At 61.8% G+C, this 13684-nt stretch carries 13 protein-coding genes; 6 read left to right on the forward strand and 7 right to left on the reverse strand.

What is annotated here, in order from left to right:
* Positions 1-103: 103 nt before the first annotated feature.
* Positions 104-1027: a hydroxymethylglutaryl-CoA lyase gene (locus FV139_RS15000; RefSeq protein ID WP_148069272.1), complete on the reverse strand. Its 924-nt coding sequence runs from the start codon at positions 1025-1027 to the stop codon at positions 104-106.
* Complete coding sequence (locus FV139_RS15005; protein ID WP_148069273.1) at positions 1027-2226, reverse strand: CaiB/BaiF CoA transferase family protein; 1200 nt, start codon at positions 2224-2226, stop codon at positions 1027-1029. Before FV139_RS15005 ends, FV139_RS15000 begins: the two co-directional genes overlap by 1 nt.
* A 206-nt stretch (positions 2227-2432) precedes the next feature.
* Between FV139_RS15005 and FV139_RS15010 the strand changes: the two genes are divergently transcribed.
* From FV139_RS15010 to FV139_RS15025, 4 genes are all read left to right on the forward strand, one after another.
* The gene (locus FV139_RS15010; protein ID WP_148069274.1) at positions 2433-3101 is read left to right on the forward strand and encodes an isochorismatase family protein; all 669 of its coding nucleotides are present in this window, start codon (positions 2433-2435) and stop codon (positions 3099-3101) included.
* Between the two features lie 27 nt (positions 3102-3128).
* Positions 3129-4040 (forward strand): polysaccharide deacetylase family protein, encoded by a 912-nt coding sequence (locus FV139_RS15015; protein WP_148069275.1) that lies wholly within the window; start codon positions 3129-3131, stop codon positions 4038-4040.
* 4 nt (positions 4041-4044) lie between these two features.
* Entirely contained in the window at positions 4045-4974 is a 930-nt protein-coding gene (locus FV139_RS15020; protein ID WP_148069276.1) for a polysaccharide deacetylase family protein, read from the forward strand.
* Between the two features lie 78 nt (positions 4975-5052).
* Complete coding sequence (locus FV139_RS15025; protein ID WP_148069277.1) at positions 5053-5952, forward strand: isocitrate lyase/PEP mutase family protein; 900 nt, start codon at positions 5053-5055, stop codon at positions 5950-5952.
* A gap of 32 nt (positions 5953-5984) precedes the next feature.
* On the opposite strand, the gene FV139_RS15030 is transcribed toward FV139_RS15025, so the two are convergent.
* The 4 genes from FV139_RS15030 to FV139_RS15045 form a co-directional block, all read right to left on the reverse strand.
* Positions 5985-6494, reverse strand: coding sequence for a VOC family protein (locus tag FV139_RS15030; RefSeq protein ID WP_148069278.1), 510 nt, complete (start codon positions 6492-6494; stop codon positions 5985-5987).
* 72 nt (positions 6495-6566) lie between these two features.
* Positions 6567-8873, reverse strand: coding sequence for a xanthine dehydrogenase family protein molybdopterin-binding subunit (locus FV139_RS15035; protein ID WP_148069279.1), 2307 nt, complete (start codon positions 8871-8873; stop codon positions 6567-6569).
* 13 nt (positions 8874-8886) lie between these two features.
* The gene (locus tag FV139_RS15040; RefSeq protein ID WP_148069280.1) at positions 8887-9417 is read right to left on the reverse strand and encodes a (2Fe-2S)-binding protein; all 531 of its coding nucleotides are present in this window, start codon (positions 9415-9417) and stop codon (positions 8887-8889) included.
* 275 nt (positions 9418-9692) lie between these two features.
* Complete coding sequence (locus FV139_RS15045) at positions 9693-10643, reverse strand: LysR family transcriptional regulator (RefSeq protein ID WP_148069281.1); 951 nt, start codon at positions 10641-10643, stop codon at positions 9693-9695.
* An 84-nt stretch (positions 10644-10727) separates the two neighbouring features.
* Between FV139_RS15045 and FV139_RS15050 the strand changes: the two genes are divergently transcribed.
* Both FV139_RS15050 and FV139_RS15055 read left to right on the forward strand, forming a co-directional pair.
* Positions 10728-11681 (forward strand): alpha/beta hydrolase, encoded by a 954-nt coding sequence (locus tag FV139_RS15050; protein WP_456238457.1) that lies wholly within the window; start codon positions 10728-10730, stop codon positions 11679-11681.
* 14 nt (positions 11682-11695) lie between these two features.
* Positions 11696-12637, forward strand: a complete 942-nt coding sequence (locus FV139_RS15055) for an alpha/beta hydrolase (RefSeq protein WP_148069283.1) — start codon at positions 11696-11698, stop codon at positions 12635-12637.
* A 33-nt stretch (positions 12638-12670) separates the two neighbouring features.
* Here FV139_RS15055 and FV139_RS15060 read toward each other — a convergent pair whose 3' ends face one another.
* The gene (locus tag FV139_RS15060; RefSeq protein WP_148069284.1) at positions 12671-13675 is read right to left on the reverse strand and encodes an AraC family transcriptional regulator; all 1005 of its coding nucleotides are present in this window, start codon (positions 13673-13675) and stop codon (positions 12671-12673) included.
* Between the last annotated feature and the right edge of the window lie 9 nt (positions 13676-13684).

A 13684-nucleotide genomic window follows, 5' to 3' on the forward strand; every position in this document is an offset into this window, starting at 1 on the left:
CCTCCTCGCACGGGCTGTGGTGCCGGCACGGACCGGCTGAAAGGGTATTAACTGACTGAGGAATAGTCTGCACGGTGGCCCGGATGGGCCACCATGACAATTATCAAGCTGTGCAGGCGCTTACCTGTTTTTCCAGCCAGGGCTTGAGCCAGCGCTTGGCGCGACCGCCGGGCGCGGTGCCAGTGAGGGTTTCCGAAAGGTCTGAAGCGCGCAGCAGGCGGTCCAGGTCGATGCCCGTGCTGTAGCCCATCTGTTCGAGCATCATCACTACATCTTCAGTGGCGACGTTGCCGCTTGCACCGGGCGCAAAGGGGCAGCCACCGAGACCGCCGATAGACGCATCGAAATAGCGCACTCCGGACTCCAGGGCTGCGAACACGTTGGCGAGCCCCATGGCGCGGGTATCGTGGAAGTGACAGCCAAGTCGCTCGCTGCCAACGGCCGGCACCAGCGGGTCCATCAATTCGCGCACCTGCTGCGGATTGGCGGCGCCAATCGTATCGGCGATCACGATGCGGTCCGCGCCCAGTTCAGCGAATCGCTGGGCAATATCGCGCACCAGGGCAGGGTCGGTGTCGCCGTCGAATGGGCACGCAAAAGCCACGGAGATCGTGGCAATCACCCGAGCGCCCTCTTCCCGAGCTCGAGCGATGATGGCTGCGGCGTCAGCCTCGGCTTCCTGCCTGGTCATCTTGACGTTGGCCTGGGCCATACCATCGCTGGCATAGAGCACCATGGCCACGGTGTTCACACCGGCGGCCCGGGCCAGTTCGTAGCCCCGGGCATTGGGGATCAGGGCGCTCAGGGCCACCCCCTCCAGAGCTTGCAGACGCGCCATGACCTGGTCGGTACCCGCCATTGCCGGTACCGCCTTCGGTGACACGAAGGCGCCCGCCTCGATGTAATTCATGCCGGCGTCCGCCAGCGCCTGTACCAGTTGTACCCGCTCCTCGACGCTGAGGATCCTGGGCTGGTTCTGCAGGCCGTCACGGGGACCCACATCGTTAATTATGACCTGTTCACCCATCAGCCGATCACTCCCTGCTGGCGCAGTTTTACCACTTCCTCGTCACTGTAGCCCAACAACGCGGTGAACACCTCTTCAGTATGCTGGCCCAGCAGTGGCGCTGGGCTGTACTCGTCTTCACCGGTGCGCGACAGCTTGATGGGATTCCCGGGGCCCTGTGTGCTACTGCCGTCGGGGTGCTGCAATTCAACGACCATCTTGCGGTGCAGCACCTGGGGATCGGAAAGCGCCTGACTGAAATTGTTGACCGGTGCACAGGGGATACGCTTTTCCTCTAGTTGGGCAAGCCAGTACGCGCAGGTGTTGGTGCCCAGAATTTCGTTCAGTTTTGTTTCAATCATGTCCCGGGCAGCCCAGCGGCCCGGCTGGCCATCCAGGGCAGGATCATCGAACTCCGGGCACGGCGTGACCGTTTTCAGGTTCTGCCAGAAATTGTCCGTGATGACAGCAATCACGATGAAACCGTCAGAACAGCGGAAGGTATTGTAGGGCACGTGCACGAAGTGGGAATTGCCGATCGGGTGGGGGTTCTCACCGGACAGGAAATGCATGGTCGCCATGTAATTCAGCAGGGAAATCTGGCAGTCCAGCATGGATATATCGACGTGCTGCCCGCGACCGCTGCGTTCACGCTCATACAGCGCGGCCAGGATGCCCATCACACCGAACATGCCACCACCGAGGTCACCGATGGGAATGCCGGCCCGCACCGGGTGCTCCGGGTCCATACCGGTAATAGACATCCCGCCTCCACTCGCCTGGGCCACCTGGTCAAAGGCCGGCCGCTTGTGACCGGGGCCATCGGAGCCGAAGCCGGAGACAGTGCAGGTGATGATGCGGGGATTGACCTTGCTCAGGGATGCGTAATCGATCCCGAGGCGCTCGGGTACACCCGCGCCAAAATTACTCAGCACGATATCGGACACTTCCACTAGCTTGTAGAACTGGGCCAGTCCCTCCTCGCTCTTGAGGTCGATGGCTACACTCTTCTTGTTGCGGTTAAGGGTGATAAAGTAGGCCCCCATACCGGCGAGCGAATTTTTCGGGTCCGACGCCAGCAACTTGCGCGTGCCTTCGCCATGCAAGGGCTCTACCTTGATGGTTTCGGCGCCCAGGTCCGCCAGGATCATACCCCCATAGGGGCCGGAGAGCATGTGGGTGAGGTCGAGGATGCGAACCCCTTCGAGTGTCTTGTTCATGGCTGATCCCTTCGCTAGATGTCGGCCTGCCCCAAAGGGGAGGAGCGCAGTCAGTTCCCGCAAAACCGTAATGTTATATTTTTATATCATTAAAGGCAATTCGCGCACTCGCCTTTGCCGCCACGAGGGTATATGATTTATTGGTATACCTTTATGATTAATATCCAGGCGCACCCCCGGGAGCGCCCTGCCAGCAGGACCCGATAATGGAAACCAGCGATAAAACCGCGCGCCAGATATACCAGGAACTCAAGGCCAACCCCTCCCGGGCACGCTTCGGCTTTGGCGAAAAGGCGATTCTTGTCAATGTCGACCCGCAGAAGGCCTACACCCGTACCGACCTGTTCAAGACCGCCTACGAGACCGACCCCCGCCAGATGGAATACACCGACACCCTGGCAAAAAAATTCCGGTCCCTGGGCTGGCCGGTGGTGTGGACCCACGTGGCCTACATGGCATCGGGCGAGGACTGCGGTGTCTGGGGCACCCGCACCGACACGCCGGATTCGCTGCAGAACATCAAGTTCGGTTCCGAGCGGACCGAGTTCGATGACCGCCTGGACATCGATCGTGAACGCGATGTGATCTACTGCAAGAAAATGCCGTCGGCCTTCTTCGAGACCCAGTTGCAGTCCCTGTGCGTGTGGCACAAGGTCGACACCGTGGTCATCACCGGCGGCTCGACGTCCGGCTGCATCCGCGCCACCGCGGTGGACTCACTGTCACGCGGCTACCGCACCATCGTTCCGGAGGAGTGCGTATCCGACAAGCATGAATCCTATCATTTCGCTAACCTGACGGATCTCGCCATCAAGTACGCGGACGTCCTCGAGGTGCAGGAAGTATTCGACTGGCTGGACAGCCGCAAGGCCTGAGCCACCACAGAAAAGGAAGCACACAGCATGAAAGCCGACCCCGGACTCTACGACTACTGGCCCTGGGAAGGGCGCCCGAAGATCAGCTGGCCGGGCGGTGCCCGGGTCGCTTTCTGGGTAGCCCCCAACATCGAGTTCTACGAACTCAACCCGCCGGCCAATCCCCACCGCAAGGCCTGGCCCCAGCCCTACCCGGCCACACCCGGCTACAGCATTCGCGATTACGGCAACCGGGTCGGCCACGTGAGGCAGATGGAGGTGCTGGACCGCTACGGTATCCGCGGCTCGATTTCCCTGTCCACCGCCCTGTGCGACCATCACCCGGAAATCATCCGGATGTGCGCCGAGCGTGACTGGGAGTTTTTCAGCCACGGCATCTACAACACCCGCTACACCTACGGCCTGTCGGAAGAGCAGGAAAGGGAGATGATCCAGGACTCGGTCGACACCATCGAGAAACACACCGGCCGCAAGCCAGCGGGCTACCTGGCGCCCGCACTCTCCCACTCCGAACACACCATCGACCTGTTCGCCGAGGCCGGGGGCATCTACACCTGCGACCTGTTCCACGACGACCAGCCGACTCCCGTCCATGTCCGCAATGGCCAACGCTTCGTCTCGGTACCCTACTCGCTGGAGATGAACGACACCATCGCCTACGTGGTGAACAAGGTGGAACCGCGCCGCTACGGCCAGATGCTCAAGGACAACTTCGACCGCCTGTACCAGGAAGGCGCCGACAATGGCACGGTCATGTGCATACCCACGCACAACTACCAGGTGAGCTGCCCGCATCGCCTGAAAGCCTTTGAGGAGGCGCTGGAGTACATCACCGGGCACTCCGATGTGTGGGTGACGACCGGCCGGGAAATCGCCGAGCACTACCTCGAGCATCACTATGGCAACGCCGTGGCGGCCATCGCTGCGCAGGAGGGCTGAGGCCATGGCACTGGAACGCGAACACCTCGAGTATCCCCGCCGCGCATACGGCATGGATCACGACCGCTACGACTGGTCGATGCTCACTGATCGCTCCCCGGTTCAGTGGCCGGGCGGCAAACGGCTGGCGCTGTGGGTCAACGTCTGCCTGCAGTTTTTCCCCCTGAACCAGAAAGGGAAGCCCTTTGCCGTCCCGGGCGGCATGACCATGCCCTACCCGGACCTGCGCCACTTCAGCCTGCGCGATTACGGGAACCGCGTGGGCATCTACCGTTTCCTGAAGGCCTTCGATCGCTACGGCGTGCGCCCGGGCTTCGCTGTCAATTCGGCGCTCGCGGAGCGAGCGCCCGCCCTGCTGCGCACAATCGCCGAGCGCGGGGACGAGATACTGGCCCACGGCGTGCACATGGATGCGCTGCACTACGGCGGTCAGGATGAAGCCGAAGAACGGGCGCTGGTAACCGAATGCCTGGATACCCTGCGACAGGCCAGCGGCCAGGCGGTAACCGGCTGGCTGAGCCCGGCCCGCAACGAGAGCGAGCACACCCCCGAACTGCTCGTCGAGCACGGCGTGGAATACTTCTGCGACTGGGTCAACGACGACATGCCCTACCGCTTCCATACCGGCAATGGCGGCCTGTGGGCGATGCCGCTGTCGAATGAGTTGGAAGACCGTTTCGTCATCATGAACAACCTGCACTCGGAGCAATCCTGGCTGGAGCAGGTCTGCGATGCAGCCGACTTCCTGCTGCAGGAAGCGGAGCAGAGCGACAGCGGGCGGATTCTCGCGCTGAACCTGCACCCCTGGATGCTCGGCCAACCCCACCGCATTGCCAAACTGGAGCAGGCGCTGGATTACATCACGGGCAAGGACAGCGTCTGGACTGCACCGCCCGGCGAAATTCTCAAGGCCTTTCGCGAACAGCAGGCCTGAAAGCCTGCCCGCCTGACGACAACTGGCCAGGGGTGCTCCCGGGTGGAGCCCCTCTCGCCTTCATCCCGGTAGCATTCGATGCAAGAAACAGCCCCCTGCAACAATCACCGCAAACAGTTGCGCCACCTCCTGCAGCAGCCCGGAGTGATCCAGGCGCCCGGAATCTACGACGGCCTGTCCGCTCTACTGGTGGAACAGGCCGGCTTTCCCGCCGCCTTTGTCTCCGGCGCCTGCCTGTCCTTCGCCCGGCTCGGCCGCCCCGATATGGGCCTGGTCTGTGCCCGGGAAGCCTGCGATACCGTATTCAGCATCCGCGACCGAATCGAGTTGCCGATTATCGTCGATATCGATACCGGCTTTGGCAACGCCCTCAATGTGCAGCGTACGGTGCGGGAATTCGAGCGCGCCGGAGCCAGCGCATTGCAGATCGAGGACCAGCAAGCCCCCAAGCGCTGCGGTCATCTCGCGGGTAAATCGGTTGTCGCGACCAGCGAGATGGTCGGCAAGGTGAAAGCGGCGCTCGACGCCCGGCGCGACGAAAATACACTGATTTTTGCACGGACCGACGCCCTTGGCGTTCTGGGGCTCGAGGCCGCCATGGACCGGGCCGAGGCCTATCTTGAGGCGGGTGCCAACGCCCTGTTCATCGAGGCACCTCCCACAGTGGAAGCCATGCAACTGATCGCAGGGCGATTCGCAGCCAGGGCTCCCCTGATCCACAATCTGGTGGAAGGGGGCAACAGTCCGGTGGACGATTGTGACTCGCTGCAGGCCCTGGGCTATCGCGTTGCACTGCATCCGGCGGCGCTCATCAACCTGTTCACGCGGCAGTCTCAGACTATGCTGGCGCAATTGCGCGAGCAGGGTACAACACGCGCGTGGCACTCACAGATGTGTGACCTGCACGAGGTGTCGGCAACCCTGGGCCTGCAGGATCTCCTCCAGGCAGGCTCACAGTATGGCGCGGAACCGGATTAGCCGGGAGCAACCAGCTCTCTTACGCTTGGCCGTCAGCTGACGGGAGGCGGCGTCGTTCGCAACTGGTCTTCCGGGGGGCGTTCGATCAGGGAAAGCAGCGTGCCATCGCAATCCCGGACACAGGTCTCGCGAACAGAGAAATCCCCCATCTGAAATGTCTGGGGATCAGGCATCCAGCGCGCGCCGGCTCGCTCCAGCAACGGCAGGGTGCGTTCCAGTGAGCGCACGTAAAATACCAGCGCCACCTCGCCGATGCGGGCGGCACCGTCGCCCCTGTCGACCTCTGCAGCGCCCTGGGCCGGCGACAGTTCGAACAGTCCGAGCATGCCGAAGTTGGGGCCCGGTTGCTTCAGAATGCGGGCGGGATAGGGGTGGTGCTGCGGCAGGCCGATGACCTGACTGGCCGAGGGGTGATCGAGCACCATATCGAGGTAGGTTTCCTCGAAACCCAGCGCGCGGTAGAACGCGGTCGCCTTCTCCAGGTTACGCACAAAAATCGTCGCCCGGATCAGCGACGACAGTTGGAGTTCGCGTTGTTCCATAAGTCCTCATTTAATGTCTACTTTGCACATACCCGGGCTACACGACTACCGGGCACGGTAAATGCCACTGGGTCAGGCGAAAGCAAAGCCGGCGTCCGCAATCGGCAGCGTTCTTACCCGCTTGCCCGTCACGGTGAAAATGGCGTTGCAAATGGCAGGGGCGACCGGCGGCAACGCCGGCTCCCCCAGGCCCGAAGGGGCGGTATCAGACTGAATGAAATGTGCCTCCACCACCGGAGCGTGGGGCATGCGCAGTACCGGATACTCGTGGAGATTGGTTTGCGCAATCCTCCCGCCTTCCATAGTAATTTTTTGACCCATCATGGCGCTGATTCCATCGATGATAGCGCCTTCAACCTGGCCTTCCGCGCCGCTCAGGTTAATGACCGGGCCGACATCCACCGCGGCGGTGACTTTATGGACTTTGACCTTGCCGGCTTCATCCACGCCGACATGCGCCAGCTCCGCCACATACGCAGCATGGCTGAAGTGAAAGGCGAGCCCGAGCCCCTCTCCATCGGGAACCGTCCCCCCCCATCCACCCCGCTCCGCGGCCAGGCGGATGACGGCAGAAGCCCTGCCGGTGTGCAGTGACCACTGGTTCGGTGCGCCGAGGTACCGCGGCTCCCCCATGATTTCCAGCAGGAATTCCAGATGATCCCTGCCCGCGAGTACGCTCAATTCATGGAGGAATGACTGCACCACAAAACCATTGACATTGGCGCCAGGGGCGCGCCAGTAGGAACAGGGCGTGGCAATCTCCAGTGCGGTCTGGGAGGCACGCGCATGGTTGAGGTTCAGCATCGGGAACTCGGATGGCTGGAGCACACTTCCCGGCACTACTTTTCCGCGGTTACTCACACCGACAAAGTGGTTTTGCCAAGCGACGAGTCTGCCTTCTGCATCCAGTGCAGCGCGCAGCCGCTGCGCCCCGGCCGCACGAAAATAATCGTGCTGGATGTCATCGGTCCGGGTCCACAGGTTTTTGACCGGTGCCCCGACCTGCCTTGACATGGCGATCGCTTCGTTGGCGTACTCATAGCTCGTACGCCGGCCAAAACCACCGCCCATGCGCAGCTGATGGATGGTGACGTCTTCAGGGTTCAGCCCGAACAGGGACTGCGCGTATTGCCGGGCCCTCCCGGGTATCTGCGAAGGTATCCAGAGTTCCAGGCTATCGGCCTGTCCTCCCGTCCCGTGACGGTAATCAGCGGTGCAGTTCTGCGGTTCAAGGCATAAATGCGAGACGAAACCGTACTGATAGAATGCGTCTGCGACCCGATGGTCCGGATGCGCAAACGCCCCTTCGACATCGCCGCTGTCAGCCACTGGGGTCTCGCCTGTCTCACGGCTCACCCTGTCAGCCTGCTCCTGGAAAGCCTGCCAGCTATCCCGGGAGGCCTCGCTTTCATCCCATTGGACCTGAAGCTTTTTCCGGGCTTCCAATACTGCCCAGGTAGAGGACCCCACGATCGCAATTCCATCGGACAGTTCACTGGGATTACCCGTTCCCCTTACCACGAAGGCGTCTTTCACGCCGGGTGCCCGACGAACCTCCTCCAGGTTGGCGCTGACCACCTTCCCCCCCAGCACGGCGCACTTGACGAAAGTGCCGTACAACATCCCGGGAACCTGCTGATCGATACCAAACAGGGGACGTCCCTGGACGATATCGGCATTGTCCGTCTGCCCCACCCGGGTACCGAGCAGCGTATAGGTCGAGGGATCCTTGAACGTCAAAGTTTCGGGCGACGGAACCGGTTGCCGCTCCAGTTCCGGGCCGACCAGTTCTGCAAAGGCTATGGATCGACCGGAACTGTGCAGGATTCTTCCCTGCTCCGCCCTCAGCTCTGTCCTGGGCAGCTTCATTCGCTCAGCGGCCGCCGCCAGCAGCATCTCCCTCGTGGTCGCGCCGACGATCCGCATGGCCTGGAAATGACGCCAGATATTGGTGGAACCACCCGAAGATTGGCGCCCGAACCGCTCCTCTACCGGCGCCGCTTCCGTGCGCACACTCGACCAGTCGGCACACATTTCTTCAGCGACGATCATGGGCAGTGAAGTCTTTACCCCCTGGCCCATCTCCGGACCCGGCGAATAGATTGTGATGGTTCCGTCTTTTGCCAGACTGATGAAGGTATTCAGCTCCACCGCGTCAACCGCAGGGGCTGCGTTGACCTCCGGAGTGCCCGACAGGGGTAAATAGCAGCCCAGCACCAGGCTGCCGCCGCCGTAGCCGGAGAGCCTGAGGAAGCCGCGACGGCTGACCACGAGGCTCTCCTCCCCCGCCGCTGTGGAGGTAGTTAAATCAATCCCCCGGGCCTGCAATCTGCCTTTCAGGGTATCCGTGAGTCGCGAGGAGGGCTTACGCGTTGTCAATGGTCAATGCCTCTCACGCACGTTCTTGCGGGACGCCCGCCAGAGGGAGAGCCCCGGAATCCGCGACAGTCACAGCAGGGCTATTCTTCATTTCGGCCGCCGTGCGAATGGCCTTGCGAATCCGGTTGTAGGTACCGCAACGGCAGAAATTCCCCGCCATATAGGCGTCAATTTCCTCATCACTGGGATCAGGATTCGTTTCAAGGAGCGCGGCGGCCGACATGAGCTGCCCCGCCTGGCAATAGCCGCATTGCGGTACGTCGAATTCCACCCAGAGCTTTTGCAGGATATGCAGATCATCCCCGTCTGACAGGCCTTCGATGGTCGTGATCTTCTGCCCCGCGACTGCACTCACCGGCAACGAGCAGGAACGCACCGGGTGACCATTCAACTGAACGGTGCAGGCGCCACACTGGCCAATACCACATCCGTACTTTGCGCCCACCAGGCCGATGGCATCCCGCAGGATCCACAACAGCGGTTCGTTCTGGTCTGCCTCGACGTGATGAACCACGCCATTAACTTCAAGTGAATGAGAAGCCAATACAAGACCCTCTGCAAAAAAGTGATATGGGGACGTCTGTCCGTGATAGAGACTACCAGTACGCTAGCAATGCCCGCGAGTGCCGGGGAACCGCTGGATAGAAGCGTGGGTAGGCTTCAGCTTTCAACATTCCATCTTCCAGCAAAATCGCCAGCGTGTGAGCCCGCGGCGAGGGAGTTTTACGCATACCTATGTATTTTAGTGCCAGACAGGTGCAGGCAGCACCGCAGAATCACTATTGGCACAGTACGCCGGCGCCGGCCAACACTACCCGATCACGGCGCTTTGCCTGTCACAGACCGTTTTGATCCCAGAGAACTCCGCTGCGCCACCAGAAAATCGATCAGCGCCTGGGTTTTCGCAGGCCGCTGTTCTCGTGATGGCGCGTAGAGGAAAAACCCCGGAAAGGGTTTGCACCAGGGCTGCAACACCCGGACCAGGGTGCCCTCCTCCAGTTGCCGGCGGACGCAGAGATCAAGGTACTTCACCAGGCCCACGCCCTGCACAGCTGCGGTCAGCATGCTTTCGTCATCGTTGAACACCGCGTTTCCCCTGGGCTCGAAGACAATGGTGCGATGCTCGCTGTCGGGGGAGGTGAACGTCCAGCGATCCAGGGTACCGCTGGAGCTGAAACGATAGGCGAGGCAATTGTGGTGCTGCAAATCAGCCGGTGTTTCCGGCACACCGCAGCGATCAAAGTAGGCGGGCGAGCCGATGACAGCCATCTCGATGGGCGGCGTCACGGGGATCGCAACCATGTGCTCGTCGACGCTCTCGCCCAACCGGATCCCCAGGTCCTCCCCTTCCGACACGATGTTCGCCAGGCCGTCGTTGTAATCCAGCTCCAGGCGCAGCCGCGGATAGCGGGTCAGCAGCGTTTCGAGGTGCGGCTCCAGCAACAGGCGTGCAGCGATCCGGGAGGTATTGATCCGCAGGACCCCTGAAGGCTCCGCGTGTGCCTCACCCACCTCCGCCACAGCACGCTCAATGCTCCCAATGGCCGGGCTGATCGCATCCAGCAGGCGCTGACCTTCGTCAGTCAAAGACATATTTCGGGTCGTACGGTTGAGCAAACGCACACCCAGTTGCTGCTCAAGCGACTTCAGCTGCTGTGAGAGCGCGGCGCGCGAGACCTCCATCTCCCTGGCAGCCCTGGTAAAGCTGCGATGACGGGCAATGTGGAAGAACCACACCAGGGCCGGCACCTGTGACGGATCCAGCGACATATTGGTAACTCCTGCTTAACAGTCATGTCATTTTAGGCCCATTTATTGAACGGTGTCAGTTACCTACTATGCTTCCTGTGGCGCGTGGCCACGCACCGCGAGAGCGCAACAGGAGACAAGACCATGGAAAAGATCAGCATCAAAAACCTCAATGGCCAGGGCACCACCCTGTCGGCCATCATCTATTTTCCGGAGGGCTTTGACGGCAACCAGACCTACCCGGCCCTGGTGGTCTCCCACCCCGGCGGCGGGGTGAAAGAACAGACCGCGGGGCTGTACGCGCAGCACCTGGCAAAACACGGCCTGGTCACCGTTGCCTACGATGCCTCCTACCAGGGAGAGAGCAGCGGCGAACCCCGCCAACTGGAAAACCCCCATGTGCGCACGGAGGATGTCAGCGCGGTCATCGACTACCTGACCACCCAGCCCTACATCGACGCCGAGCGCATCGGCGCCATGGGCATCTGCGCGGGCGGTGGTTACAGTGCCAACGCTGCAATCAACGACCCCCGCATCAAGGCCCTGGCCACCGTCAGCGCGGTCAACATCGGCCAGATGTTCCGCAATGGCTGGGACAACACGGTGAGCGATGCTGACGCCAGCCCCCTGCTCGCCATGGGTTCACAATCCCGGACCAGCGACGCCGGCAACGCCGACCTGGCGACCCTGCCGCTGGCCCCCATGCGCAAGGAAGACGCACCCAACGCCGAACTGGCCGAAGCCTGGGAGTACTACCACACGCCACGCTGCGAACACCCGAATGCCCCCGGGTTCATGACGGCTCGCAGTCTGAACCAGATCATCACTTACGACGCCTACCATAAGGCGGAGGCCTTCCTGACCCAGCCAGTACTGACTGTCGTGGGCGATGCAGCCGGCAGCAAGTGGATGAGCGACGACCTGCTGGAGCGCGCGGCCAGCGCTGACAAGCAGATGCACATCGTCAAGGGTGCGAACCACATGTCCCTCTATGACGTGCCCGAGTATGTCGAAGAAGCCGTCGCCGCGTTGGCGCCGTTTTTCGGACGCACCCTGTAACTGGAGTACTGAAGATGAGCCATGAAAACAAAGTCGGCGTGACCTACGCCAACCTCGGCTGGGACACGGCAGCCGACCTCTACCTGCCGCCGGGTTTCGACGAAACGAGACAATACCCGGCTATTGTCAGCACCCACCCCATCGGCAGTTGCAAGGAGCAGACCTCCGGTAACATCTACGCCCGAGCGCTGGCGGAAGCAGGCTTTATCGCGCTGGCCTTTGACGCCAGCTTCCAGGGCGCCAGCGGTGGGTCGCCGCGCTTTATCGAGGACCCGGCAATCCGGGTTTCGGACATCCGCTTCGCCATCGACTATCTGGTTTCCCTGCCCTACGTGGATGCACAGCGGATCGGCGCGATCGGCGTGTGCGGCGGTGGCGCCTACACCGTTCATGCCGGGATCACCGATCATCGCATCAAGGCCCTCACCTCCATCACCGGAGTCAACTTCGGCCGCCTGATGCGGGAAGCCTTCAGTGAATTTGACCCCGTCGCCGCGCTGGACGCGATGGCCGCCCAACGCACGGCGGAAGCACAGGGCGCGGAGCGCAATGTCATCAATTACCTGCCAGCATCGGTAGCGGAAGGGCGGGAAAACGGGCTGACCGATATTGATGTACTGGAAGCAACGGACTACTACAAAACCCCCAGGGGCCAACAAGCCAACGGCGCGACCAGCGGCCTGTTTTCCTTTAACAGCGCCGCCATGGGCTGGGACGCTTTCCTGCAGGCGGAGGTACTGTTGACCCAGCCCCTGATGATCGTCATCGGCGACAAGCCCGGCGGCTTTGGCGCCTACCGCGATGGTTGGGAGTTGTACGGAAGGGCCGCATCGAAGGAAAAACAGATCGTGGTCGCGGAAGGCTGGTCACACTACGACCTGTACGACAGGCCAGAGCCCGTCGACTTCGCGCTCTCGCGGGTCATTCCCTTCTTCCGCGAGCACCTGCAGGCATAGCACTTACAGGCAAAGCACCTGCAGGAATAGGTCCTAAAGCTCCGCCCGATAGCGCGCCGGCGGCATACCAAACCAGCGCTTGCAGGCCCGGGTGAGGCTGGCGGAATCACAGTAGCCCGACTGGGCGACCACCTCGTCGATACTGTAGCGGGGGTCGCGCAGCAGGTCGGCCACGTGGTTGCGCAGGTACTCGTCCTTGATCCGGCTGTAATCGGTGCCCAACTGGGCGAGCCGGGTGCGCAGTTTGCGCGGGCTGAGCTCGAGCTCCTGACAGAGGTCTTCCAGTGAGGGCACCCTGCCATTCAGCTCAATCGCATTGTGAATCTCGGCCCTGATCCGTGACCGCAGGCTCACCCGGTCATTGAAGATGTCGACGATGTGCGCGGGGGATTCTTTCAGGAAGCTCTGTAGTTCGGCGGGGGAACGCTCGATGGCGCAATCCAGGAGATGACTGGAAAAGACCATGCAGCTGCTGTCCTGCCCGTACAGCACGGGGCAATCGAACAGGCTGCGGGGGTCGTGCTCCCGCTCGCTCTGCTGGTGGGCAAAGTGCACCTCGATCAGCGGTAACGGGGTATCGATGCACCAGGACAGGAACCGGTGCCAGAGCATGGTGTAGAACTCGGTGAGAAAATGCTCCGGATCGTCGGGCCCGACGTAGGTGCCAATGCCGAGAAATATCCGCTGCCCCTCGCGCGAGACCGTAAGCCGATGGCAAACGGGGGGCAGGAAACTGCTGATGCGCTGGCCGCGGTCGAGGGCCATCTTCAGGGTTTCGCCATCCGACATATAGTCGCAGGTCAGCGCCCAGGTCCCCCTCGGCACCGGGTCGGGGCTGATCCCGAAGCATTCGTCGTTGGTCGCCTTCCAGATCCCCTGCAGGATCTGGGCGATTGCGTCACGCTCGGAAGACGGCGTTTCGAGGACCGGGCCGATATCAGCAAGGAGAGCCTGATAAGCCTCTGGCTCCATCTGCTCCTGCAGGTGGCCCTGGACCTGACGCTTCAGGATGCGCAAGTAGTGTTGCTGTATAGCCATCTAACCCCA

The sequence above is a fragment of the Parahaliea maris genome, from assembly GCF_008064665.1.
GTDB classification, from domain to species: domain Bacteria; phylum Pseudomonadota; class Gammaproteobacteria; order Pseudomonadales; family Halieaceae; genus Parahaliea; species Parahaliea maris.

Coding starts and splice junctions, on each gene's coding strand:
- FV139_RS15005 (WP_148069273.1), bottom strand. CDS start 2,226: ATGAACAAGACACTCGAAGGGGTTCGCATCCTCGACCTCACCCACATG.
- FV139_RS15030 (WP_148069278.1), bottom strand. CDS start 6,494: ATGGAACAACGCGAACTCCAACTGTCGTCGCTGATCCGGGCGACGATT.
- FV139_RS15010 (WP_148069274.1), top strand. CDS start 2,433: ATGGAAACCAGCGATAAAACCGCGCGCCAGATATACCAGGAACTCAAG.
- FV139_RS15045 (WP_148069281.1), bottom strand. CDS start 10,643: ATGTCGCTGGATCCGTCACAGGTGCCGGCCCTGGTGTGGTTCTTCCAC.
- FV139_RS15000 (WP_148069272.1), bottom strand. CDS start 1,027: ATGGGTGAACAGGTCATAATTAACGATGTGGGTCCCCGTGACGGCCTG.
- FV139_RS15015 (WP_148069275.1), top strand. CDS start 3,129: ATGAAAGCCGACCCCGGACTCTACGACTACTGGCCCTGGGAAGGGCGC.
- FV139_RS15060 (WP_148069284.1), bottom strand. CDS start 13,675: ATGGCTATACAGCAACACTACTTGCGCATCCTGAAGCGTCAGGTCCAG.
- FV139_RS15025 (WP_148069277.1), top strand. CDS start 5,053: ATGCAAGAAACAGCCCCCTGCAACAATCACCGCAAACAGTTGCGCCAC.
- FV139_RS15055 (WP_148069283.1), top strand. CDS start 11,696: ATGAGCCATGAAAACAAAGTCGGCGTGACCTACGCCAACCTCGGCTGG.
- FV139_RS15020 (WP_148069276.1), top strand. CDS start 4,045: ATGGCACTGGAACGCGAACACCTCGAGTATCCCCGCCGCGCATACGGC.